The sequence below is a fragment of the Streptomyces sp. NPDC005925 genome (genome assembly GCF_040638805.1).
GTDB lineage: Bacteria > Actinomycetota > Actinomycetes > Streptomycetales > Streptomycetaceae > Streptomyces.
On the sequence record NZ_JBEXVL010000018.1, the window covers coordinates 1 to 25528 of the forward strand.

General features: G+C 71.1%; 14 protein-coding genes, 1 tRNA gene, 1 rRNA gene and 1 pseudogene. 14 read left to right on the forward strand and 3 right to left on the reverse strand.

Annotation, left to right across the window (positions count from 1 at the left end):
• The 3 genes from rrf to ABZ354_RS20270 all read left to right on the forward strand — a co-directional run.
• Positions 1-91, forward strand: a 5S ribosomal RNA gene (gene rrf / locus ABZ354_RS20260); the annotation flags it as partial.
• A gap of 113 nt (positions 92-204) precedes the next feature.
• Positions 205-867 carry a DegT/DnrJ/EryC1/StrS family aminotransferase gene (locus ABZ354_RS20265; protein WP_358658705.1) on the forward strand — a complete coding sequence of 221 codons (663 nt, stop codon included), beginning with the start codon at positions 205-207 and terminating at the stop codon, positions 865-867.
• An 82-nt stretch (positions 868-949) separates the two neighbouring features.
• Positions 950-1025: transfer RNA gene (locus ABZ354_RS20270), tRNA-Thr, on the forward strand.
• Positions 1026-1083: 58 nt separating this feature from the next.
• On the opposite strand, the gene ABZ354_RS20275 is transcribed toward ABZ354_RS20270, so the two are convergent.
• Positions 1084-3837, reverse strand: a complete 2754-nt coding sequence (locus tag ABZ354_RS20275) for a SpoIIE family protein phosphatase (protein WP_358658574.1) — start codon at positions 3835-3837, stop codon at positions 1084-1086.
• A gap of 400 nt (positions 3838-4237) precedes the next feature.
• Here ABZ354_RS20275 and ABZ354_RS20280 point away from each other — a divergent pair, with 400 nt between their 5' ends.
• The 10 genes from ABZ354_RS20280 to ABZ354_RS20325 all read left to right on the forward strand — a co-directional run bounded on the left by ABZ354_RS20280 (position 4238) and on the right by ABZ354_RS20325 (position 19282).
• Positions 4238-9727, forward strand: coding sequence for a HAMP domain-containing protein (locus tag ABZ354_RS20280; RefSeq protein ID WP_358658576.1), 5490 nt, complete (start codon positions 4238-4240; stop codon positions 9725-9727).
• A gap of 278 nt (positions 9728-10005) precedes the next feature.
• Positions 10006-10689, forward strand: coding sequence for a response regulator (locus ABZ354_RS20285; RefSeq protein WP_358658578.1), 684 nt, complete (start codon positions 10006-10008; stop codon positions 10687-10689).
• A 187-nt stretch (positions 10690-10876) separates the two neighbouring features.
• Positions 10877-13609 carry a DNA translocase FtsK gene (locus tag ABZ354_RS20290; protein WP_358658580.1) on the forward strand — a complete coding sequence of 911 codons (2733 nt, stop codon included), beginning with the start codon at positions 10877-10879 and terminating at the stop codon, positions 13607-13609.
• A gap of 260 nt (positions 13610-13869) precedes the next feature.
• Complete coding sequence (locus tag ABZ354_RS20295; RefSeq protein WP_358658582.1) at positions 13870-14706, forward strand: RodZ domain-containing protein; 837 nt, start codon at positions 13870-13872, stop codon at positions 14704-14706.
• A gap of 117 nt (positions 14707-14823) precedes the next feature.
• Positions 14824-16296, forward strand: a complete 1473-nt coding sequence (gene rimO, locus ABZ354_RS20300) for a 30S ribosomal protein S12 methylthiotransferase RimO (protein WP_358658584.1) — start codon at positions 14824-14826, stop codon at positions 16294-16296.
• Complete coding sequence (gene pgsA / locus ABZ354_RS20305) at positions 16293-17048, forward strand: CDP-diacylglycerol--glycerol-3-phosphate 3-phosphatidyltransferase (RefSeq protein ID WP_358658586.1); 756 nt, start codon at positions 16293-16295, stop codon at positions 17046-17048. Before rimO ends, pgsA begins: the two co-directional genes overlap by 4 nt.
• Positions 17045-17590, forward strand: a complete 546-nt coding sequence (locus ABZ354_RS20310) for a CinA family protein (protein ID WP_358658588.1) — start codon at positions 17045-17047, stop codon at positions 17588-17590. The genes pgsA and ABZ354_RS20310 overlap by 4 nt, the downstream gene beginning before the upstream one ends.
• A gap of 109 nt (positions 17591-17699) precedes the next feature.
• A complete protein-coding gene (locus ABZ354_RS20315; RefSeq protein WP_358658590.1) occupies positions 17700-18080 on the forward strand; it encodes a helix-turn-helix transcriptional regulator in 381 nt (126 codons plus the stop codon).
• Between the two features lie 287 nt (positions 18081-18367).
• Entirely contained in the window at positions 18368-18838 is a 471-nt protein-coding gene (locus ABZ354_RS20320) for a DNA starvation/stationary phase protection protein (protein WP_358658592.1), read from the forward strand.
• A gap of 150 nt (positions 18839-18988) precedes the next feature.
• On the forward strand, positions 18989-19282 hold the full coding sequence (locus tag ABZ354_RS20325) for a hypothetical protein (protein ID WP_358658594.1): 294 nt from the start codon (positions 18989-18991) through the stop codon (positions 19280-19282).
• Between the two features lie 53 nt (positions 19283-19335).
• Here the strand turns inward: ABZ354_RS20325 and ABZ354_RS20330 are convergent, their stop codons facing one another.
• Both ABZ354_RS20330 and ABZ354_RS20335 read right to left on the reverse strand, forming a co-directional pair.
• Positions 19336-20172, reverse strand: a complete 837-nt coding sequence (locus ABZ354_RS20330; RefSeq protein ID WP_358658596.1) for a DNA-formamidopyrimidine glycosylase family protein — start codon at positions 20170-20172, stop codon at positions 19336-19338.
• A gap of 36 nt (positions 20173-20208) precedes the next feature.
• Complete coding sequence (locus ABZ354_RS20335) at positions 20209-25245, reverse strand: ATP-dependent helicase (protein WP_358658598.1); 5037 nt, start codon at positions 25243-25245, stop codon at positions 20209-20211.
• A 155-nt stretch (positions 25246-25400) separates the two neighbouring features.
• Between ABZ354_RS20335 and ABZ354_RS20340 the strand changes: the two are divergent.
• Positions 25401-25524 (forward strand): annotated as a pseudogene (locus tag ABZ354_RS20340) (AraC family transcriptional regulator); the annotation flags it as partial.
• Positions 25525-25528 lie beyond the last annotated feature (4 nt).

Below are 25528 nucleotides of genomic sequence, written 5' to 3' on the forward strand. Positions count from 1 at the left end.
GCCCGGTTACATTCCGAACCCGGAAGCTAAGCCTTACAGCGCCGATGGTACTGCAGGGGGGACCCTGTGGGAGAGTAGGACACCGCCGAACAATTATTAGAGGGTTGGACCCTGAACTTCGGTTCGGGGTCCAACCCTTTTTTGCTGTGTGTCACGTGCAGTTCACGTTGCACCCCGACGATCCGGTACATGGGTACTACCGCAATGCTCAGGGCCGCCGGCGTCGGAGTCGGCGACGAAGTCGTCGTGCCGGCGTTCGGGAACGCCGAAGTCGCCGGAGCCGTCGCCCTCACGGGCGCGCTGCCGGTGTTCGCCGACATAGATCCCGTGACGTACTGCCTGGACGCGGGCGCGGTGGAGGCCGCCGTCACCTCGCGCACGGCCGCCGTCGTCGCCGTACATTGCTTCGGCCGGCCCGCGGACATGGCCCGGCTGCACGGAGTTGGGCAGCGGCACGGGCTTCTCGTGCTGCAACAGGGCGAGTCGGAAGCGCCGCAGGACGAGATTGCTCAGCGGCGACAGCGGGCCGCATTCCTCGACGCGAAACTGTGTGGCGTGCAGACGCCGGACGGTGGTGACGGGCACACCTATCAGCAGTACGTCGTGCGCGTGCCGGGCAACGGCCGACCGGACCGGGACGCCTTCGCACGGGCCGTACGAGGCCAGGGAGTTGCCTGCCGTGTGCCCGTGAAGACGCCCGTGCACCGACTGCCGGCGTTCCGGCGGTGCGTGTCCCTTCCGGAGACCGAACGGGCTGCCGGCGAGACGCTCACCCTGCCCGTCGACGCCGCGCTGACCAAGCGGGACATGCAGCGGATCGTGTCCGCGTGCAACGCGCTCGGAGGGCTGCTGCAACCGGCGTTCTGAGACGTCGGCGAGGTTGGGAACAGCCATCCGTTCGGGGTATGATCTACTCCGTTGCCGCGAGGGAAATCCTCGAAAGCGACAAGCCCCTATAGCTCAGTCGGTAGAGCGTCTCCATGGTAAGGAGAAGGTCAACGGTTCGATTCCGTTTGGGGGCTCCAGCAGAAAGGCCCCTCACTCGTCCGAGTGAGGGGCCTTTCGCATGTCCTGCTGCGTGCCCTAGTCCTTGTGGAGGCCCGGGACGCGCATGGCCAGGATCGCCATGTCGTCCGACGGGGCGTCCGACGCGAAGCGTTCCACCGCGCGCATGATGCGAGCCGCGACGGCGCCCGCCGTGAGGCCCGTGCATGTCGTCAGCACGTCGGCGAGGCCGTCGTCGCCCAGCATGCGTGGTCCCTCTCGGCGCTCCGTGACGCCGTCGGTGACGCAGAGCAGGACGTCGCCCGGGTCGAGGGTGACCGTCTGCTCGTACAGCTCCAGGTCCTCCATCACGCCGAGGAGCGGCTGCGGTTCGGCGGCCGGTTCCACCGTGCCGTCCTGGCGCAGGCGGAGCGGCAGCGGGTGGCCGGCGCAGACCACCTTCAGGACCGCGCTGCCGTCCTCCTGCGGCCACAGCTCGCCGTACAGGAGCGTCAGGAAGCGGCTGCGGGCGCCCTCGTCGAGGATCGCGGAGTTCAGGCGCTCCAGGACCGCCGGGCCGCCGAAGCCCTCGCGGGCCAGGAGCCTGAGCGCGTGCCGGGCGAGGCCTGTCACCGCGGCCGCCTCCGGGCCCGTACCGCAGACGTCGCCGATGGCGAAGCCGTAGGCGTTGTCGCGGATCGGGAAGACGTCGTAGAAGTCGCCGCCGACCTCGTTGCCCTCGCCGGCCGCGCGGTAGATGACCTCGACCTCGACGCCGTCGATCTGGGGGACGTCCGGCGGCAGGAGGCTGCGCTGGAGGGACTGGCTGATGGCCGTGCGCTCCGAGTACAGGCGGGCGTTGTCCAGGGCGAGGGCGGCACGGCGGGAGAGGTCCTCGGCGAGCTCCAGGATCTCCTGGCGGAAATGCTCGTCGGTCGGCTTGCCCAAGGTGAGCATGCCGATGACGCGGTTGCGGGCGACCAGCGGCAGAACGACCGTTTCGCCGCCCACGGCTGCGGCCGTGGTGAGGGTCGGGCCGATGCCCGGGGTGACCTGGCGGGTCGAGCCGCCGCTCAGGCCGAGACTGCGCATCGAACTGCGCAGGGCGGCCTGGTGGGCGACCTCGGCCGGTGCCGTCCAGACTCTGGCGCCGGGCGTCGGTACCGGCTCGGGGGGCGAGATCTTCGACAGGAGTGACTTGATCCCGTCGATGAGTTCCTCGTCCTCGTGCAGAACGTACGACAAGTACGGTTCCGAGGCCTGGTCCGCGATCGTGTACACCGCGCACCAGGTGGCCAGGGTCGGGACCGTCATCTGGGCCATCAGAGCCAGTGTCTGGTCGCGGTCCAGGGTTCCGGCGAGCAGGTCGGACGCCTCGACGAGGAAGCTGAGCGAGCCGCGGCGCAGGCGCTCCAGTTCGCCCAGGCGGGCCGACTCGACGGCCAGGGCGATACGGTCCGCGGCGAACTGCAGGCGCAGCGCCTCCTCGTTGGAGTACCGCCCCGGGGCCTCCGCGGCGACGCCGAGGGAACCCGTGAGACGCCCCTCCACCTTCAGCGGGACCGTGACGACCGAGCGCATGCCGGTGCCGTTGAGCAGGGGGACCGCGCCGGGTACGGCCGCGAGGTCGTCGTGGACGGCGGGCATCCGGGCCGAGCCGTAGCGGCCGGGGCCGGCCTCGACGGGGACGCGGGCGAAGCGCTGGCGGGCGGAGGGCAGGCCCGTGGAGGCGCGGACCTCGAGCTCCGTCTCGTCGTCGGTCGCGAGGAGCAGGAAGGCGGAGTCGGCGTCGAGCATGTCGCGGGCGCGTTCCACCGTGCGCTGCAGGAGGCCGTCGAGGTCCTCCGGGGCGGGCGAGCCGATGAACACCTCGAACGGGTCGGTGCTCTGACCCTCGCCGGAACCGCCGGAGTCGGACGACGACATGCGCAGCGGCGTCTGCAGCACGGCCCGCTCGTGGTCGCGCACCAGGAGGCAGACCGTGGAGGGCTCGCCGCCGGTGTCGCGGACGCGCAGGTGGGAGGCGTACACGGGGGTGACGCGGCCGTTGGAGTCTCTTATGCCGTAGCTGCCCTCCCAGCGGGAGAGCTGGAGGGCCTCCACGATGCCGGTGCTGGTGCCCGGGGTGTGGGGCCAGGCGGCGAAGTCGGTCAGCGGCTTGCCGGTGACCTGCTCGGCCGGGTAGCCGAAGAGGACCTCCGCGTCCTCGTTCCAGGCGGTGATGGCGCCCGTGCGGTCGATCTGGACGACGGCGACGCGGACCCGGTCGTCGGCGAGCGGCAGCGAGGCGGAGGGCAGGCAGGGACCGGCCGTACGAGTGCCGACCGAACGTGCGGGCAGATCCAGCCGGAACCAGACGTTCTTGTGGGTGGGCGTGTATTCGACTCCCCAGCCGGCGGCCAGCGCCGCGCACAGCTGGAGGCCGCGCCCGCCCTCGCGGTCGGGGCTGCCCATGGTGGCGGGGGAGCCCTGGAGGGGGACCTCGCGCTCCGGGTAGCGGTCGGCGACCTCGATGCGTACGTCGTCGTCGCAGCGCAGGCAGAGGACGTCGGCGGCGGTTCCCGCGTGGACGACGGCGTTGGTCACCAGTTCGCTGGTGAGAACGACGGCGTCGTCGACGATGTCGGCGAAGCCCCAGCCCTGCAATGTGTCGCGTACGAAGGAGCGGGCGCTCGCGACCGATCGCCCTACGGGCTCGAAGCTGGCGGCCGCGCGGGCGGTGATCACAGAACTCCTCGACCGGTCGTCGACGTGCAGGACTCCACGGCCGTCCGGCTCTCGCCGCTGCTGCGGCAGGTCCCCCGTCGGCCGTGGGTCCGAGGGCTGTTCCCCCGGGATCAGTCCGGTGGTCATGTGTGCGGCCGCCCCTCCGATGCCCGCTCGTACTCGTGCCACCGCCCATGGCCGGACGGACCGGCGCGGCTGGACAGCCGCATGCAAGGTTACTTACCTTCGCGGTCCGTGCGGATGCCGGTCTGCAGTGTTTCCGTCCCGAGGGTGTGCGGACGATGTGCGAAGCTGCCGAACTGTTATGGCCTGGTTCGGCCGGGGTGAAACACTGGGCAGGCTAGTCGTGGAGGTCCGGGCGGCGCGGGTGTCACCCGCGCATCACGGGCAGCAGCCCTGGGACGGGTCCGGTGTTCCGGGCAGTCATACGCGTGACGGACACGAGAATGCGCAGCACAGTACGGGTGCGCCGAGCGGCGGCATCCGAGCACAGCGGTAAACGGCCTACCCCTGCGGGAGGGACACAGTGGAGTCTGGCGCAGCGACGCGGGGCACGAAGACGCGCGCGAAAGGCGGACAGTCCCTGAGTAACCAGCGCAAACCGCGCAATGGGACCACCGTGGTGGACACCGCCGCGCTGAACCGGTTGCTGACAGCCCTCGTGTCCATGCGGGACGGGAATTTCCGCAAGCGGCTCACGGTGTCCGGCGACGGCGTGATGTCGGAGATCGCGGCGGTCTTCAACGAGGTGGCCGACCGTAATCTGCATCTCACGGGTGAGCTCGCCCGGGTGCGGCGCATGGTCGGGCGTGAGGGAAAACTCACGGAGCGGCTGGAGACCGGTGCCTGCGAGGGCTCCTGGTCGGCGGCGATCGACCACTCGAACGCGCTGGTGGACGACCTCGTACGGCCCGTCTCCGAGGTCGGCCGGGTGCTGTCCGCGGTGGCGGAGGGTGATCTGTCGCCGCGCATGGAGCTGCGTACGCAGGGGATGGACGGGCCGGGGCAGCCGCTGCGCGGCGAGTTCCTGAAGGTCGGGCGGACCGTCAACAACCTGGTCGACCAGTTGTCGACGTTCACCGACGAGGTCACGCGTGTGGCCAGCGAGGTCGGCACCGAGGGCAAGCTGGGCGGTCAGGCCCGGGTGCGCGGCATGTCGGGTTCCTGGAAGGACCTGACCGAGTCCGTCAACACGATGGCGTACCGGCTGACGGCGCAGGTGCGGGACATCGCGCTGGTGACGACCGCGGTGGCCAAGGGTGATCTGTCGCGCAAGGTCACGGTGCACGTGGCCGGCGAGATGCTGGAGCTGAAGAACACCGTCAACACGATGGTGGACCAGCTCTCGGCGTTCTCGTCCGAGGTGACCCGCGTCGCCCGGGAGGTCGGCACGGACGGTGCGCTGGGCGGGCAGGCGCAGGTGCCCGGGGTGGCCGGCGTGTGGAAGGAGCTCACCGACTCGGTGAACACCATGGCCGGGAACCTCACGGCCCAGGTGCGCGGGATCTCCGAGGTGACGACGGCGGTCGCCAACGGCGATCTGTCGCGGAAGGTGAACGTCCCGGCGCGCGGCGAGGTCGCGCAGCTTGCAGAGACGATCAACCAGATGACCGAGACGCTGCGGGTCTTCGCCAACGAGGTCACGCGGGTGGCGAACGAGGTCGGCGCCGAGGGCCGGCTGGGCGGTCAGGCGAACGTGCCGGGAGCGGCCGGGACCTGGAAGGACCTGACGGACTCGGTCAACACGGTCTTCCGGAACCTCACGACGCAGGTGCGGGACATCGCGGCCGTGACGACGGCGGTCGCCAACGGTGACCTGTCGCAGAAGGTCACCGTCGACGTCGCGGGCGAGATGCTCGAGCTGAAGAACACCGTGAACACCATGGTCGACCAGCTTTCCGCCTTCGGCGCGGAGGTCACGCGCGTGGCGAACGAGGTCGGCGCCGAGGGGCAGCTGGGCGGTCAGGCGACCGTGCCCGGGGCCGCGGGTGCCTGGAAGGACCTCACGGACTCGGTCAACACGGCGTTCCGGAACCTCACGGGGCAGGTACGGAACATCGCCGAGGTGACGACGGCGGTGGCCAACGGCGACCTGACGCAGAAGGTCACCGTCGACGTCGCGGGCGAGATGCTCGAACTGAAGAACACCATCAACACGATGGTGGACCAGCTGTCGTCGTTCGCCGATCAGGTGACGCGGGTGGCCCGTGAGGTGGGTACGGAGGGCCGGCTGGGTGGTCAGGCGCGGGTGGACGGCGTGTCGGGGACCTGGAAGGAGCTGACGGACTCCGTCAACTTCATGGCCGGGAACCTGACCTCGCAGGTGCGGCAGATCGCGCAGGTCACCACGGCCGTCGCGCGGGGCGACCTGTCGCAGAAGGTCACCCTCGACGCGCGCGGGGAGATCCTCGAGCTGAAGAACACGCTGAACACGATGGTGGACCAGCTGTCGTCGTTCGCGGACCAGGTGACGCGGGTGGCCCGTGAGGTGGGTACGGACGGCCGGCTGGGTGGCCAGGCGCGGGTGGACGGCGTGTCGGGGACCTGGAAGGAGCTGACGGACTCCGTCAACTTCATGGCCGGGAACCTCACGGCCCAGGTGCGCAACATCGCTCAGGTCGCCACCGCCGTGGCCCGCGGTGACCTGTCCCAGAAGATCACCGTGGACGCGCGCGGGGAGATCCTCGAGCTGAAGAACACGCTGAACACGATGGTGGACCAGCTGTCGTCGTTCGCCGAGGAGGTCACGCGCGTGGCCCGTGAGGTCGGCACCGAGGGCATCCTCGGCGGCCAGGCCGAGGTGCAGGGGGTCTCCGGCACCTGGAAGGACCTCACGCAGTCCGTGAACGGCATGGCGAACAACCTGACCAGTCAGGTCCGCAACATCGCCGAGGTCACCACCGCGGTCGCCAAGGGCGACCTGTCGAAGAAGATCACCGTCAACGCCAAGGGCGAGATCCTCGAGCTGGTCACGACCGTGAACACGATGGTCGACCAGCTGTCCAGCTTCGCCGAGCAGGTGACCCGGATGGCCCGCGAGGTGGGTACCGAAGGCATCCTGGGCGGACAGGCGCACGTGCCGGGTGTCACCGGCATCTGGAAGGACCTCAGCGACAACGTCAACCTGATGGCGAACAACCTGACGGTCCAGGTGCGCAACATCTCGCAGGTCGCCGCGGCCGTCGCCAACGGTGATCTGACGCGGACGGTGACGATCGAGGCACGCGGCGAGGTCGCGCAGCTCGCCGACACGTTCAACACGATGGTGCGGACCCTGAGTTCCTTCGCCGACCAGGTCACCAAGGTGGCCCGCGAGGTGGGCACGGACGGCATCCTCGGTGGTCAGGCGCATGTGCCGGGCGTGGCGGGCACGTGGAAGGACCTCACCGAGTCCGTGAACCAGATGGCGTCCAACCTGACCGGTCAGGTCCGCAACATCGCCATGGTCACCACCGCCATCGCCAAGGGCGACCTGACGAAGAAGATCGACATCGACGCGCGCGGCGAGATCCTGGAGCTGAAGACGACCATCAACACGATGGTCGACCAGCTGTCCTCGTTCGCCGAGGAGGTCACCCGAGTCGCCCGCGAGGTGGGTACGGAGGGCCAGCTCGGCGGCCAGGCACGCGTGCGGGACGTGGACGGTACCTGGCGGGACCTCACCGAGTCGGTGAACGAGATGGCCGGGAACCTGACCCGGCAGGTGCGCGCCATCGCGCGCGTGGCGACCGCGGTGACCCGCGGCGACCTGAACCTGAAGATCGACGTGGACGCTTCCGGGGAGATCCAGGAGCTTCAGGACTACATCAACAAGATGATCGCCAACCTGCGCGACACCACGATCGCCAACAAGGAGCAGGACTGGCTGAAGGGCAATTTGGCGCGCATCTCCGCGCTGATGCAGGGCCGCCGCGACCTGGAGGACGTGGCCTCCCTGATCATGAGCGAGCTGACCCCGGTGGTCTCCGCGCAGCACGGCGCGTTCTTCGTGGCGATGCCGCTGCTCGACGGCAAGGACCTCGGTGTGGAGAGCGACGACGACTACGAGCTGCGGATGCTCGGGTCGTACGGCTACTCGATGGGTTCGATGCCCACGTCGTTCCGGCCGGGGGAGGCGCTGATCGGGACGGCCGCGGAGGAGAAGCGCACGATCCTGGTGGAGAACGCGCCCAGTGGTTATCTGAAGATCTCCTCGGGGCTCGGCGAGGCGCCGCCCGCGCAGGTGATCGTGCTGCCGGTGCTGTTCGAGGGGACCGTGCTCGGTGTGATCGAACTGGCGTCGTTCACGCCGTTCACGCAGATCCAGAAGGACTTCCTGAACCAGATCGCGGAGATGATCGCCACCAGCGTCAACACGATCTCCGTCAACACCAAGACCGAGCAGTTGCTGAAGCAGTCGCAGGAGCTGACCGAGCAGCTGCGGGAGCGGTCGGCTGAGCTGGAGCAGCGGCAGAAGGCACTCCAGGCGTCCAACGCCGAGCTGGAGGAGAAGGCCGAACTGCTGGCCCAGCAGAACCGCGACATCGAGGTGAAGAACACCGAGATCGAGGAGGCCAGGCAGGTCCTCGAGGAGCGCGCCGAGCAGCTCGCGGTCTCCATGCGCTACAAGAGCGAGTTCCTCGCCAACATGTCGCACGAGCTGCGGACACCGCTGAACTCGCTGCTGATCCTGGCCAAGCTGCTCGCCGACAACGCGGACGCCAATCTCACGCCGAAGCAGGTCGAGTTCGCCGAGACCATTCACGGCGCCGGCTCCGACCTGCTCCAGCTGATCAACGACATCCTGGACCTGTCGAAGGTCGAGGCGGGCAAGATGGACGTCTCCCCGACGCGCATCGCGCTCGTCCAGCTCGTGGACTACGTGGAGGCCACCTTCCGCCCGCTGACCGCGGAGAAGGGCCTGGACCTGTCGGTGCGGGTGTCGCCGGAGCTGCCCGCCACGCTGCACACCGACGAGCAGCGGCTGCTGCAGGTGCTGCGCAATCTGCTGTCCAACGCGGTGAAGTTCACCGACTCCGGTTCGGTCGAGCTGGTCATCAGGCCCGCGCGTGACGACGTCCCGATGAAGATCCGGGAGCAGTTGCTGGAGACCGGTTCGCTGACCGGGCCGGAGGCGGATCTGATCGCGTTCTCGGTGACCGACACGGGCATCGGTATCGCGGCGAGCAAGATGCGGGTGATCTTCGAGGCGTTCAAGCAGGCCGACGGCACCACCAGCCGCAAGTACGGCGGCACCGGCCTCGGGCTGTCCATCTCGCGGGAGATCGCGCAGCTGCTCGGCGGTGAGATCCAGGCGCAGAGCGAACCCGGGCGCGGCTCGACGTTCACGCTGTATCTGCCGCTGTACCCGAGCGAGCTGCCGCCGCAGGGTTACCAGCAGCTGCCCGCGCTGGCCGCCGGGGAACTGATCGCGTCGTCGGCCGAGCCGTCGTCGGAGCTGTCCGGCGTGGAGATCGAGACGCCGGCCGAGGTGAAGTCGTACCGGGAGACGCAGAACGGGCCCGCCGCGCTGTTCAGGCGCCGGCGCCGGGCCGTGGCCGCCCAGGCGGAGCAGCAGGCCGCGCTGCAGGCGGCACAGCAGAAGCAGTGGCCTGCCGCGGAGCAGAGCGCGGCGCCGCAGTCGCGCAGTGGCATCCGGTTCGGCGGGCACAAGGTGCTGATCGTCGACGACGACATCCGCAACGTGTTCGCGCTGACCAGCGTCCTGGAGCAGCACGGCCTGTCGGTGCTGTACGCGGAGAACGGCCGGGAGGGCATCGAGGTCCTGGAGCAGCACGACGACGTCGCGGTCGTCCTGATGGACATCATGATGCCCGAGATGGACGGTTACGCGACGACGACGGCGATCCGCCGGATGCCGCAGTTCGCCGGGCTGCCGATCATCGCGCTCACCGCGAAGGCGATGAAGGGCGACCGGGAGAAGGCGATCGAGTCGGGTGCGTCCGACTACGTCACCAAGCCGGTGGACCCCGATCACCTGCTGACGGTGATGGAACAGTGGATGCGGGGGGAATGATCCGGCACGGGGTTCAGTCGAACGCGTCGGCGACCTAGGGTGTTCACGGAATTGCCGATTCTGCCTGTGTCGAGGCCGTGCACCCGTGCAGCGGCCCGGGATCCGGGGAACCTACGGAACTTTCGCCACGTTCCCGATGTGTGCACAGTGACATCGCGGTGACAGGGTGTGGTGACAGGCGGGGTGCGGCTACGATGACCGGCACGAGGATGGGCGGCGCACGGGAGTCGCCCCATGGGGCGGAGCCCGGTGGACTGCCGGGGCGAGGAGGGCGGGCCATGGTGCAGAAGGCCAAGATCCTCCTGGTCGATGACCGGCCGGAGAATCTGCTGGCGCTGGAGGCGATCCTCTCTGCGCTCGATCAGACACTGGTACGGGCATCGTCCGGGGAGGAAGCGCTCAAAGCACTGCTCACGGATGATTTCGCGGTTATTCTGCTGGACGTCCAGATGCCGGGCATGGACGGTTTCGAGACGGCGGCGCACATCAAGCGGCGGGAGCGGACCCGGGACATCCCGATCATCTTCCTCACCGCGATCAACCACGGGCCCCACCACACCTTCCGCGGCTACGCGGCGGGAGCGGTGGACTACATCTCCAAACCGTTCGACCCGTGGGTGCTGCGCGCGAAGGTCTCCGTCTTCGTCGAGCTCTACATGAAGAACTGCCAGCTGCGGGAACAGGCCGCTCTGCTGCGGCTCCAGTTGGACAGCAGCGACGGCAAGACGGCCGGTGACGCGGACAAAGAGTCGGCCGGGGTGGTGCTCGCCGAGCTGTCGGCGCGGCTCGCCGCCGTCGAGGAGCAGGCCGAGGCGCTGTCCAAGCAGCTCAACGACGAGTCCACGGACGCGGGAGCGGTGGCCACGGCGGCACATCTGGAGCGCAAACTCACCGCGCTCAGGCGGGCCCTGGACGCCCTGGAGCCGGGCACGGGCGGCACGCCGCCGATGTCGCAGAGCTAGGAGCCGTGAGGGTCCGCCGACGCGGCGGCGCGTGGAGCGCCGGGCTTCGTGACCCGCGAACGGGACGCCTGAGCATCTTTCTCGGCCATGAATTGACGTCAGTTTCCGGCCTGCGTAAGGACGACACGAACGGGTGATGCGGTAGCCACACGTGTCGGTCGAGGTCTCCACCGGTAACCTCACACCCATGGCCTCACGTCCCTCCGCAGCCAAGAAGCCGCCCGCGAAGAAGGCGGCCGCTTCGGCGAAGGCCCCGGCGAAGAAGGCCGCCGCCAGGAAAACCCCCGCGAGGAAGGCGCCGGCCAAGCCCGTCAAGAAGGTCGTGACCAAGCCGGCGCCCAGCCCCACCGGCGGCGTCTACCGCCTGGCGCGCGCTCTCTGGCTCGGTGTCGCGCACGCCGTGGGCGCCGTGTTCCGCGGCATAGGGCAGGGCGCCCGCGGCCTCGACCCCGCGCACCGCAAGGACGGCGTCGCCCTGCTGCTGCTCGCCCTCGCACTGATCGTCGCCGCGGGCACCTGGGCCGACTTGAAGGGCCCCGTCGGCGACCTGGTCGAGATCCTGGTGACCGGCGCCTTCGGCCGGCTCGACCTGCTCGTGCCGGTCCTGTTCGCGGTCATGGGCGTCCGCTTCATCCGCCACCCCGAGAAGCCCGACGCCAACGGCCGCATCGTGATCGGCCTGTCCGCGCTCGTCGTCGGAGTGCTCGGCCAGGTGCACATCGCGTGCGGCTCACCGGCCCGGGGCGACGGCATGCAGGCCATACGGGACGCAGGCGGCCTCATCGGCTGGGGCTCGGCGACTCCGCTGACGTACACCATGACCGAGGTGCTGGCCGTACCGCTGCTCACACTGTTGACGATCTTCGGGCTGCTGGTCGTCACGGCCACTCCGGTCAACGCCATCCCGCAGCGGCTGCGGCTGCTCGGCATCAGGCTCGGGCTGGTGAGCGACCCCACGGCGGACGGCCGTACCGAGGATGACGAGCGGTACGACGAGCAGTGGCGCGAGGAACTCCCCGCGCGCCGCCCCCGCCGGCGCGGAGCCGCGCCCGCCGAGGCGCACGACCCCGACGACGCCGGACAGGAGGCGCTCTCCCGGCGTAGTGGCCGGCCCCGCCGCTCCGCCGTGCCGCAGCCCGGCACGGGACCACAGCCGGACGCCGTGGACATCGCGGCAGCGGCAGCGGCCGCGCTCGACGGCGCCGTGCTGCACGGGATGCCGCCGTCGCCGATCGTCGCCGACCTCACCCACGGCGTCAGTGTCGGCGACCGCGCGTCGACCACCTCCACGCCCGTGCCGGTGGCCCGCCCCCAGCAGGAGCGGGCCCCTCACAGCGGCGAGGGCGGCACGGCGGACACGGGCGACGTCCCCGACCTCACCAGGACGGCGCCCTCCGAGCCGCGCGACCTGCCGCCGCGTGCCGAGCAGCTCCAGCTGTCCGGGGACATCACCTACGCCCTGCCGTCCCTCGACCTCCTTACGCGCGGGGGCCCCGGCAAGTCCCGCAGCGCCGCCAACGACGCCGTGGTCGCCTCGCTCACCAACGTCTTCACCGAGTTCAAGGTCGACGCCGCCGTCACCGGCTTCACCCGCGGCCCGACGGTCACGCGCTACGAGGTCGAGCTCGGCCCCGCCGTGAAGGTCGAGCGGATCACGGCGCTCACCAAGAACATCGCGTACGCCGTCGCCAGCCCGGACGTGCGGATCATCAGCCCGATTCCCGGCAAGTCCGCGGTCGGCATCGAGATCCCGAACACCGACCGCGAGATGGTCAACCTCGGCGACGTCCTGCGGCTCGCGGCGGCCGCCGAGGACGACCATCCGATGCTGGTCGCGCTGGGCAAGGACGTCGAGGGCGGCTACGTGATGGCGAACATCGCGAAGATGCCGCACATCCTCGTCGCCGGCGCCACCGGCTCCGGCAAGTCGTCCTGCATCAACTGTCTGATCACCTCGGTCATGATGCGGGCGACCCCGGAGGACGTCCGCATGGTGCTGGTGGACCCCAAGCGCGTGGAGCTCACCGCGTACGAGGGCATTCCGCACCTGATCACGCCGATCATCACCAACCCGAAGCGGGCCGCCGAGGCACTCCAGTGGGTCGTCCGCGAGATGGACCTGCGCTACGACGACCTAGCTGCCTACGGCTACCGGCACATCGACGACTTCAACGCGGCCGTACGCAGCGGCAAGGCGAAGACACCCGAGGGCAGCGAGCGCGAGCTGCAGCCCTACCCGTACCTGCTGGTCATCGTGGACGAGCTCGCCGACCTGATGATGGTCGCGCCGCGGGACGTCGAGGACGCCATCGTGCGCATCACCCAGCTCGCCCGCGCCGCCGGCATCCACCTGGTGCTGGCCACGCAGCGCCCGTCCGTCGACGTCGTCACCGGTCTGATCAAGGCGAACGTCCCGTCGCGGCTGGCGTTCGCCACGTCCTCGCTCGCCGACTCCCGCGTCATCCTCGACCAGCCCGGCGCCGAGAAGCTGATCGGCAAGGGCGACGGACTCTTCCTGCCGATGGGGGCGAACAAGCCGACCCGGATGCAGGGCGCGTTCGTGACCGAGGAGGAGGTCGCGGTCGTCGTCCAGCACTGCAAGGACCAGATGGCGCCCGTCTTCCGGGACGACGTCGTCGTCGGCAGCAAGCAGAAGAAGGAGATCGACGAGGACATCGGCGACGACCTCGACCTGCTGTGCCAGGCCGCTGAGCTGGTCGTTTCCACCCAGTTCGGCTCGACGTCGATGCTCCAGCGCAAGCTGCGCGTCGGCTTCGCGAAGGCCGGCCGGCTGATGGACCTCATGGAGTCGCGCAACGTCGTCGGACCGAGCGAGGGCTCGAAGGCACGTGACGTTCTTGTGAAGCCTGACGAGCTGGATGGCGTGATCGCGCTGATCCGTGGGGAGGCTGAAGGGTAGGGAGCGGTACACGGTGATCGCCGTACACGCTGTACGGCAATCGGGTGTTCGATCGTGACTCATCCGTAAGGGATCATTGGGCAACCGTTTCCCTTTGGCGTACGTCAAGTTGAGGGAAGCGAAAGCGACCTGCCGCGTCATCGGGATGTCGGGCCATTCCGATGGCGTACAAAGTCCGACCGCCCGGTTGCCCCACCCTTTTGCACCCCCCCTAGACTGAACCCCCAGCACAGGCGGCCACACGCTCGAAAGGCGCCCCCGTGTCCAACGGCAACTCCCCTGAAGACGAGCGTCCGTTCGAAGACGTTTCCGAGGAAGCCCGCCCCTCCATCGGCCGTGCCCTGCAGCAGGCACGTATCGCGGCCGGGCTGACCGTCGACGACGTCAGTACCGCCACCCGCGTCCGCCTGCCCATCGTCCATGCCATCGAGGCCGACGACTTCGCGCCCTGCGGCGGCGACGTCTACGCCCGCGGCCACATCCGGACCCTGGCCAGGGCCGTCAGCCTCGACCCCGTGCCGCTGCTCGAGCAGTACGACGACGACCACGGCGGCCGTCCCGCCCCCACTCCGGCCGCACCCATGTTCGAGGCGGAACGCATCCGTCCCGAGCGGCGCGGGCCGAACTGGACCGCGGCCATGGTCGCCGCGATCGTCGTCGTGATCGGCTTCGTCGGTTTCACGCTGGTCAAGGGCGAGGACGACGGTTCCACGTCCCAGGTCGCGGACGGCGCCACGCCGTCCGCGGGCAAGACCACCTCGCCCACACCCACCGACACCAAGCCCGTCGACCCCAAGCCGGAACCGTCCGACAGCGCCATCGCCGCCGCGCCCCAGGACAAGGTGACCGTCCAGGTCAGCGCCACCGACGGCCGCAGCTGGATCTCGGCCAAGGACCACAACGGCCGGCTGCTGTTCGACGGACTCCTCAAGCAGGGCCAGTCCAAGACGTTCCAGGACAACTCCAAGATCCGGCTCGTTCTCGGCGACGCAGGCGCGATCCAGCTGTACGTGAACGGCAAGAAGATCAACGACGACTTCCGGCCGGGCGCCGTCGAGCGGCTCACCTACACCAAGGGCGACCCCGTAGTCGGCTAGGGACTCGCGGGAATCCAGCGGGGAATTCAGCAAGGGGAAGCGACCTTCACGGGGCGGGCCGGGATCGGCCCGCCCCGTCGACGTGGGGTGTCGGCGGGACGAAGTAGTCTTGAGCCCATGCCTGAACGCCGTACCGTCGCACTCGTCACCCTTGGCTGCGCCCGTAACGAGGTGGACTCGGAGGAGCTCGCAGGCCGCTTGGAGGCGGACGGCTGGCAGCTCGTCGAGGACGCCGAGGAAGCGGACGTCGCCGTCGTCAACACCTGCGGATTCGTCGAGGCCGCCAAGAAGGACTCCGTCGACGCCCTCCTCGAGGCCAACGACCTGAAGGGCCACGGCCGCACGCAGGCCGTCGTCGCCGTGGGCTGCATGGCCGAGCGGTACGGCAAGGAGCTCGCCGAGGCCCTCCCGGAGGCCGACGGCGTCCTCGGCTTCGACGACTACGCGGACATCTCCGACCGTCTGCAGACCATCCTGAACGGTGGCATCCACGCCGCGCACACCCCCCGCGACCGGCGCAAACTGCTGCCGGTCTCCCCGGCCGAGCGGCAGGCGGCCACCGATGTCGCGCTGCCGGGACACGGCGCGCCCACCGACCTGCCGGAGGGCCTCGCGCCGCAGTCCGGCCCCCGCGCGCCCCTGCGCCGCCGGCTGGACGGCTCCCCGGTCGCCTCCGTGAAGCTCGCCTCCGGATGCGACCGGCGCTGCTCCTTCTGCGCCATCCCGTCCTTCCGCGGCTCGTTCATCTCGCGCCGCCCGAGCGACGTACTGAACGAGACGCGGTGGCTGGCCGAGCAGGGCGTCAAGGAGATCATGCTGGTCTCCGAGAACAACACCTCCTACGGCAAGGACCTCGGCGACATCCGCCTGCTGGAGTCCCTGCTGCCCGAGCTCGCCGAGGTCGACGGCATCGAGCGGGTGCGGGTCAGCTACCTCCAGCCCGCCGAGATGCGGCCCGGCCTCATCGACGTGCTCACCTCGACACCGAAGGTCGCCCCGTACTTCGACCTGTCGTTCCAGCACTCCGCGCCCGACGTGCTGCGCGCGATGCGCCGCTTCGGCGACACCGACCGCTTCCTCGAACTGCTCGACACCATTCGCGGCAAGGCACCCCAGGCCGGCGTGCGCTCCAACTTCATCGTGGGCTTCCCCGGCGAGTCCGAGGCCGATTTCGCCGAGCTGGAGCGGTTCCTGACCCACGCGCGCCTCGACGCCATCGGTGTCTTCGGCTACTCCGACGAGGAGGGCACCGAGGCCGCGACGTACGAGAACAAGCTCGACGAGGACATCGTCGCCGAGCGACTGGCCCGGGTGGCCCGGCTCGCCGAGGAACTCGTCTCGCAGCGCGCCGAGGAACGGCTCGGCGAGACCCTGAACGTGCTGGTCGAGTCGGTGGACGAGACCGAGGGCGTGTACGGCCGCGCCGCGCACCAGGCACCCGAGACCGACGGCCAGGTGCTGCTCACGAGCGGCGACGGCCTGAGCGTGGGCCGTATGGTCGAGGCGAAGGTGGTCGGTACGGAGGGTGTCGACCTGGTGGCCGAGCCGCTGCAGGGGTTGCTCGCGTGTGGTGAGGAGGCGGGCACATGACGGGAGTACCGGCGTCCGCGGCGGGAGGCGCCTCCGGCGCGCGCAGGGCCGCGAGGAACGCGGCCGCGCGTGAGGGGTCCGGTGCCGCCGGGGGAGGCGCCGCCGCCGAGAGCGGTGGGGTGCAGCCCCCGCGCGGCGGGAAGCTGGCCGCCGCGGCCGTCAACCAGGCCAGCGTCTGGAACATCGCGAACCTGCTGACCATGCTCCGGCTGATCCTCGTACCGGGTTTCGTCGCGCTGATGCTCGCCGACGGCGGTTACGACCCGGCGTGGCGGTCGCTCGCCTGGGCGGCCTTCGCCGTCGCCATGATCACCGATCTGTTCGACGGTCACCTGGCGCGCGCCTACGACCTCGTCACGGACTTCGGGAAGATCGCCGACCCCATCGCCGACAAGGCGATCATGGGTGCGGCGCTGATCTGTCTGTCGGCGCTCGGAGATCTGCCCTGGTGGGTGACCGGCGTCATCCTCGGCCGGGAACTCGGCATCACACTGATGCGTTTTCTGGTCATTCGTTACGGCATCATCCCGGCGAGCCGTGGCGGCAAGCTGAAGACGCTGACCCAGGGTGTGGCCGTCGGCATGTACGTGCTGGCGCTGACCGGATGGCTCGCCACGCTGCGGTTCTGGGTGATGGCGGCGGCGGTCGTGCTGACCGTCGTGACCGGGCTCGACTATGTGAGACAGGCCATCGTGCTGCGGCGGCAGGGAATCGCGGAGCGCACGGCGGCGTTGGAGGAGAAGCAGGCGTGAGTTCCCCGGCCGCTCAAGCGGTGCGATTACTGACGGTGAAGGGTGAGACGCTCGCTGTCGCCGAGTCGCTCACGGGTGGACTGGTCGCCGCGGAGATCACCTCGATCCCCGGCGCGTCCAGGGTCTTTCGCGGTTCGGTGACGGCCTACGCCACCGAACTGAAACAGGAACTGCTCGGCGTCGACCCCGGCCTGCTGTCGTCCCACGGTGCGGTGGACGCGCGGGTGGCGGCCCAGATGGCGGCCGGAGTGCGCGTGGCGCTCGGCACCGACTGGGGCATCGCCACCACCGGTGTCGCCGGCCCCGATCCCCAGGACGGCCAACCCGTCGGCACGGTCTTCGTGGCGGTCGACGGGCCACTCGGTGGAGGTTCGGGCACCGCCGGAGGCGGGAAAGTAACCTCCCTGCGGTTGAACGGCGATCGCGCGGAAATTCGTAGGGAGACTGTACGGAGCGTGCTCGAACTCCTCGTCGGGGAGCTTGCGAGCGAACAGACCGGGAATGAACGGCCACAGGATACGGAACGGAACGGGGGGTTTTGATGTTTGCAGCCCTGAGTGAACACGACATCGCTCCCCGCACGGCCGCGGCGCGAGGCGGTACGGTGGGGCGAGAAGGATGCGGCTACGCGGTCCGAGGAGGGAGCCACCGATGATTCTGCTCCGTCGCCTGCTGGGTGACGTGCTGCGTCGGCAGCGCCAGCGCCAGGGCCGTACTCTGCGCGAAGTCTCCTCGTCCGCCCGAGTCTCACTCGGCTATCTCTCCGAGGTGGAGCGGGGGCAGAAGGAGGCTTCCTCCGAGCTGCTGTCCGCCATCTGCGACGCGCTGGACGTACGGATGTCCGAGCTCATGCGGGAAGTGAGCGACGAGCTCGCCCTCGCCGAGCTGGCCCAGTCTGCTGCGGCCACCCCCAGCGAGGCCGTGCCCAGGCCGGTCCGTCCGATGCTGGGCTCCGTGTCGGTGACCGGTGTGCCGCCGGAACGTGTCACCATCAAGGCACCCAGCGAAGCCGTCGACGTCGTCGCGGCGTGAGCTGCCGCCGCCCGCAGTCGGCGTAGTCGGCCGCAGGCGGGACAGAACTCGGGGCCCCGGCCGGGGTTTCTCCGAAGCGAGCGTGATCCGAGTGGGTTGCGCGGCCCGGAGGGGTACGGTCGGGGTTTTTCGTATGCCCGGTGCCCGTGTGCCCTGATTACTGCGGGCCGTGGTCGTCGTGTACCCGCGTGAGCGTGCCGCGCTGTTCCATTTCTCCCGTTTGCCGGTATCGGTGGTGGCGGTCATGGTGGAGGGAACATCACGGGGGCGAGTCGACGGAGGTACGGATGTACGTCGTGAAGAGCCCGTTGTCCGACGCGGACCTGAAGACCGTGTCCGAGGCGCTCCAGGGCGGCCTCGTGGACCTGGTGGATCTCGGCCTGGTGGCGAAGCAGATCCACTGGAACGTTGTCGGACCGCGCTTCCGTTCCGTGCATCTCCAACTCGACGAGGTCGTGGACCTCGCCCGTACGCACTCCGACACCGTCGCCGAGCGGGCCGCCGCGCTGGGCGTGCCGCCGGACGGACGGGCGGCCACCGTGGCCGTCGGCAGCGGCATCGGCGTCACACCGGAGGGCTGGGTCGACGACACGGCCGCCGTGCGGGCGGTCGTGGAAGCGCTGACGGCGGTGATCGAGCGGATGCGGGCGCGGATCGACGCGACCGCCGAACCGGACCCGGTCAGCCAGGACATCTTCATCCAGATCACGGCCGACCTGGAGAAGCAGCGCTGGATGTTCCAGGCCGAGAACGGGTGACCGTGGCGGCAGCCGGGCGTGCGGTGCCCCCGGTGTCCCGGGGGTGCGCGGTGCGCTCATGTGCCCTCGGTGCGCCCTTCCGGCAGGCTGCGGCGCCGCCCTAGCGTCAGGCGGTGGGGCGCGTGGAGCGTCGGGCTGGAGGTGGCTGCCATGGCGGGGCGGACGGTGCGTGTGGGGGCCGTACTCGGTGCCGGTGCGCTGTGGTGGTGGGCCGTACTGCGGCTTGCGGTGGCGCCCGACGCGGGGGTGCTGGAGGCCGCGGTCACGACGGGCGGCTGGGGGCTGAGCCTGCTGCCGGTGCACTGTGTGCCGAAGGGGGAGGCTGCGGGGGCGCTGGGGGCGGGGCGGTGGCGTGCCGCGTGGAGCGGGGGTGCGTCCGGTCCGGGGGGTTCGGGTCGGTCGGGTTGTTCCGGGGGTGGTGTCGAGCCCGGGGGTGGGATCTGAGGTCGGCGACAGGGCCGGGTCGATCGGACCCGCTCGGCGTGCGGAGGATGTCGTCAGCGGGGTGGGCGGGTGCGCAGGGCCGAGGGTGTCGTGGGGCGCGGGGTCGGGCCGGTCTGGCAGGTGGGGCACCAGTAGGCGGGCCGCTCGCGTGAGCCGTCGCCCTGGTCGGCCACGCGGATCGGCGTACGGCAGCGCAGACAGGGCCGGGGTGCCCGGCCGTACACGAACAGGTCCTGGCCGCGGAGGCCCGTCGTCACACGGACCGGACGGTCGCGGTTCACCTCCAGGAGCCGTTTCGCGAGCTCCGGCAGCTTCGCCGCTCGCTCGGCGGGCAGGTCGCCGACGGGGAGCCACGGGGTGACGCCGAGCAGGAAGCAGAGCTCGCTCTTGTAGACGTTGCCGATGCCGGCGAGATTGCGCTGGTCGAGCAGGGCCTCGCCGAGGGGCCGGGCCGGGTTCCGCAGGAGGTTGGCCAGGGCCAGCTCGGCGTCCCAGTCGGGGCCCAGCAGGTCCGGGCCGAGATGGCCCACGGCGCGGTGCTCGTCGGTGGTGCGCAGCAGTTCGAGGACGGGAAGGCGGTAACCGACGGCCGTCTTGTCGGCGGTGCCCAGGATCGCCCGGATCTGGTGCGACGGCCCGCCGCTCCAGCGCTCCCCGGGGGCGAACACCTTCCACGAACCGTCCATCCTCAGGTGCGAGTGCAGCGTGATGCCGCCCTCCATGCGAGTGAGGAGGTGCTTGCCGCGCGGCGTGACGTCCAGGACGGTACGGCCCGTGAGATCCGCCGTCGCGAACCTGGGCACGCGCAGGTCACTACGGATCAGCATTTTGCCCGCGAGCGCGATGTGCAGCCGTCTCGCGGCCTGCCAGACCGTGTCACCTTCGGGCATGGGTCAAGGGTGACATGAGGGGTCGGAAGGGGTCGGTCATGCCCGTAGCCGCAGGCCGCGGGGGGTGGCGATGAAGCCCGCCGCTTCGAGCAGGGTGCCGAACGAGGACGTCAGGGCGGGTGCGCCGTTGATCCGCTCCACCGTGACCGTACCGAGGGACCCCGCGCGGGCCGCGGCGGCCAGGACCTCAGCCGCGACCCGCAGCCGGGGGTCGTCGGTGACGTCGCCGTCGGGGGTGTCGGGCCAGGCCAGCAGGGTCTTGCCGCCGCGTTCCATGTAGAGCGTCAGCTCACCGTCGACCACGGTGACCAGCGCGCCCGCCTTGCGTCCCGGCTTGTGACCTGCGCCGGTCGGTGGTTCGGGCCAGGAGAGCGCCGCGCCGTACGCGTTCGCCGGATCGGCGGCGGCGAGGACGACGGCGCGGGTGGCGCCACCGGCGCGGGTACGGCGGAAGCCGGGGTCGGCGCCGTAGGGGAGGCCGGCCGGGCTCGAGCCGTACCCGTCACCGGCCGTGCCCGCGCCGTATGGCCCGCTGCCCCAGCCCGGGCCGGGGCCGTACGGCCGGCCGGTGCCGCCGCCTCGGGGGCCTCCCGCGCCCGGCACGTCGAACTCCCGGGGGGAGACGTAGTCCCCCGGGGCGGGTGGGAAGTCCGGAAAGTCGAAGCCGCCGGACGGGGGGAAGGGGCCGGCGGGGTCGGAGGCGCCGGTCGGGGGACCGGAAGCCGGGCCACGACCGGCACGGTCGCCGCCGTGGTCGTCGTGGACGGGTCGGTCGGCCTGTCCGCTGCGGCCGTCGGCGGGCCCGAACGGGGCGGTCGGGCCCGTCTCACCGCGTTCGCGGGCGTTCGCGACCGCGCGCAGCCGGTCCACGGCGCCGTCCATGGCGAACTGTGCGGCGCCGAGGCCCTCCACCACATAGCCGCGGCGGGCCTGGCCACTGTCCTCGAAGGCGGACAGGACGCGGTACGTCGCGGAAAAGCCGCCCTCGACTCCTTCCGCCGCCACGGCGCCGCGTGTCACCACGCCGTGCCGGTCGAGGAGGGTGCGGGCGAGTGCGTGGGCGCGCACGGTGGGGTCGGGCTCGCGGTCCGGCAGCAGGGACCACCGGCCGGCGACGGTCGGCGGGCCGCTGCGGGACGCGGGCCGGGCGGCTGACGTCAGGGAGCCGTAACGGCCGCGTGGCGCGGCGCGCTTGGCGCGGTGAGCCGTGGAACCGGCGGTGCGGCCCGAGCCCAGCAGGGAGCGCAGCGGGGCGAGCGTGTCGTTCGTGAGCCGTCCCGACCAGGCCAGGTCCCAGAGCGCGTCGGCCAGTTGGGGGTCGGTGGTGCCGGGGTGGGTGGTGGCGCGGACCTGCTCGGCGATCTGGCGGAAGAACAGGCCGTAGCCGCCGGACAGTGTGTCCAGGAGGGACTGGTGAAGCGCCGTCAGCTCCAGCGGGTGTGGCGGCGGGAGAAGCAGGGGTGCCGCGTCCGCCAGGTAGAGGGAGATCCAGCCGTCCTTGCCGGGCAGGGCGCCCGCTCCGGCCCACACCAGCTCTCCGGCGGCGGTGAGTTCGTCGAGCATCGCGGGGGTGTAGTTCGCCACGCGGGACGGAAGGACCAGCTTCTCCAGGGCCGAGGCCGGCACGGACGCGCCCTGCAACTGCTCGACGGCACGCACCAGTCCGTCGACGCCGCGCAGGGTGTGGCCCTTGCCGATGTGCTGCCACTGGGGAAGGAACTGGGCGAGCGCCGGCGGCGGTACCGGTTCCAGCTCGTGCCGCAGGGCGGCCAGCGAACGACGGCGCAGGCGGCGCAGCACGGCCGCGTCGCACCACTCCTGTCCGATGCCCGCCGGATGGAACTCGCCCTGGACGACCCGGCCCGCCGCGGAGAGGCGTTGCAGCGCGCCCTCGGTGACGGCCACGCCCAGGCCGAAACGGGACGCCGCCGTGGCCGACGTGAACGGGCCGTGGGTGCGGGCGAAACGCGCGAGGAGGTCGCCGAGCGGGTCCTTGACCGGTTCCGTGAACGCCTCGGGCACACCGACCGGCAGGGCCGTGCCGAGCGCGTCGCGCAGTCGGCCCGCGTCCTCGATCGCCGCCCAGTGCTCCGCGCCCGCGATCCGCACGCGGATCGCGCGGCGGGCGGACGCCAGCTGCCGCGCCCACTGCGGGTCGGCCCCGCGCGCGGCGAGGTCGGCATCGGTGAGCGGGCCCAGCATCCGCAGCAGGTCGGCGACGCCTTCGACGTCCTTGATCCGGCGGTCGTCGGTGAGCCACTGCAGCTCGCGCTCCAGCTCGGTGAGCACCTCGGCGTCGAGCAGTTCGCGCAGCTCCGCCCGGCCCAGCAGCTCGGCCAGCAGCCGCGAGTCCAGCGACAGGGCGGCGGCACGGCGCTCGGCGAGCGGTGAGTCGCCCTCGTACAGGAACTGGGCGACGTAACCGAACAGGAGCGAACGGGCGAACGGGGACGGCTCGGGGGTGGTGACCTCCACGAGCCGCACCTTGCGGGCCTCCAGGTCGCCCATCAGCTCCACGAGTCCGGGGACGTCGAAGACGTCCTGGAGGCATTCGCGGACCGCCTCGAGGACGATCGGGAAGGAGCCGAACTCGCCGGCCACCTCGAGGAGCTGGGAGGCGCGCTGACGTTGCTGCCACAGTGGCGTGCGCCTGCCCGGGCTGCGGCGCGGCAGCAGCAGCGCGCGGGCGGCGCACTCGCGGAAGCGGGCCGCGAAGAGGGCCGAGCCGCCCACCTGGTCGGTGACGACCTGGTCGACCTCGCCCTTGTCGAAGACGACGTCGGCCGCGCCCACGGGTGCCTGCTCGGCGTCGTACTCCCGGCCCGGACCGAGGGACTCCTGGTCGAGCAGGTCCAGGCCCATCAGGTCCGCGTCGGGCAGGCGCAGCACGATGCCGTCGTCGGCGTGCATGACCTGCGCGTCCATGCCGTACCGCTCGGAAAGTCTGGCGCCGAGCGCGAGCGCCCACGGGGCGTGCACCTGGGCGCCGAACGGGGAGTGCACGACCACCCTCCAGTCGCCCAGTTCGTCGCGGAAGCGCTCGACGACGATCGTGCGGTCGTCCGGGATGTGCCCGCAGGCCTCGCGCTGCTCCTGCAGGTACGACAGGACGTTGTCGGCGGCCCAGGCGTCCAGCCCGGCGGCCAGCAGGCGCGGCCGGGCGCCCTCCTTGGGCAGCGAGCCCACCTCGCGCAGGAACGCCCCCAGGGCGCGGCCCAGCTCCAGCGGGCGGCCCAGCTGGTCGCCCTTCCAGAACGGCAGCCGGCCCGGCACGCCCGGCGCCGGGGACACCAGGACGCGGTCGCGCGTGATGTCCTCGATGCGCCACGAGCTGGTGCCGAGCGTGAACACGTCCCCGACCCGGGACTCGTACACCATCTCCTCGTCCAGCTCGCCGACCCGGCCGCCGCCCTTCTTCGGGTCGGAACCCGCGAGGAACACCCCGAACAGGCCGCGGTCGGGGATCGTGCCGCCCGAGGTGACGGCGAGGCGCTGCGCGCCCGGGCGCCCGGTAACCGTGCCGGCCACGCGGTCCCACACCACGCGGGGACGCAGCTCGGCGAACGCGTCCGACGGATACCGCCCGGCCAGCATGTCCAGGACGGCCGTGAACGCCGACTCCGGGAGGGAGGCGAACGGCGCGGCGCGGCGGACCGTGGCGAGCAGGTCGTCCACCTGCCAGGTGTCCAGGGCGGTCATCGCGACGAGCTGCTGGGCCAGCACGTCCAGCGGGTTGGCCGGGACCCTCAAGGACTCGATGGCGCCGGTACGCATCCGCTCGGTGACCACGGCCGCCTGCACGAGGTCGCCGCGGTACTTCGGGAAGACCACGCCCGTGGAGACCGCGCCGACCTGGTGCCCCGCGCGGCCCACGCGCTGCAGGCCGGAGGCGACGGACGGCGGGGACTCGACCTGGACGACCAGGTCGACGGCGCCCATGTCGATGCCCAGCTCCAGGCTGGACGTGGCGACCACCGCCGGGAGCCGGCCCGCCTTGAGGTCCTCCTCCACGAGCGCGCGCTGCTCCTTGGAGACCGAGCCGTGGTGCGCGCGGGCGATGACCGGGGGTGCGCCCTGTGCGGCGCCGGAACCGCCCATCAGCTCCGCGGGGGCGTGCTGTTCGTCCAGGGTCTCGCCGGTGGCACGCTCGTACGCGATCTCGTTCAGCCGGTTGCACAGGCGCTCCGCGAGGCGGCGGGAGTTCGCGAACACGATGGTCGAGCGGTGGGACTGGACCAGGTCGGTGATGCGCTCCTCGACGTGCGGCCAGATCGACGGGCGTTCCTGGCCCTCGGAGCCGTCGGCGACCGGGGAGCCCCCCAGCTCGCCGAGGTCCTCCACCGGGACGACCACGGACAGGTCGAACTCCTTGCCCGACTCCGGCTGGACGATCTCCGCCTTGCGGCGCGGGGACAGGAACCGGGCGATCTCGTCCACCGGGCGGACCGTCGCGGACAGGCCGATGCGACGGGCCGGCTTCGGCAGGAGCTCGTCCAGCCGCTCCAGGGACAGCGCGAGGTGCGCGCCGCGCTTGGTGCCCGCGACCGCGTGCACCTCGTCCAGGATCACCGTCTCGATGCCCGTCAGCGCTTCGCGTGTGGCGGAGGTCAGCATCAGGAACAGCGATTCCGGCGTCGTGATCAGGATGTCCGGCGGGCGCGTGGACAGGGCGCGGCGCTCCGCGGCCGGGGTGTCGCCCGAGCGGATGCCGACCTTCACCTCGGGCTCGGGCAGGCCCAGCCGCACCGACTCCTGGCGGATGCCGGTCAGCGGGCTGCGGAGGTTGCGCTCGACGTCGACGGCCAGGGCCTTGAGCGGAGAGACGTACAGCACGCGGCAGCGCTTCCTGGGGTCGGCAGGGGGCGGGGCCGACGCCAGGTCGTCCAGGGCGGCGAGGAACGCGGCCAGCGTCTTGCCGGAGCCGGTCGGGGCGACGACCAGCACGTCCGAGCCCTCACGGATGGCTCGCCACGCGCCCTCCTGGGCGGCGGTGGGCGCGGAGAAGGCACCCGAGAACCAGCCGCGGGTCGCGGGGGAGAAGCCGTCCAGGGCTCGGCGTGCGGAACTGACCATGCGTCCATCGTGCACCCGACCACTGACAATGGGTGTGAGCTGCGGGAACGGTGTCGCGAGCAGCTTCGCGCACCTGTGGTGAGTGGTTCTGCGGTTGGCCGGGCGGGCTGATCGTCACGGCGCCACCGTGCCGGGGCGAGGGCCGCCGGGGCCGCCGGGGCGCCCGCGGTGGGCCGCCGCGCACCTGGCCGACCGACGCGCGGGTCCGTCGCGCGCGACCGAGGACCGACGCCGGGACGACGTCCGCGGAGCCTCGCCGTCGGGTTCACCGACCGGCCGCAGC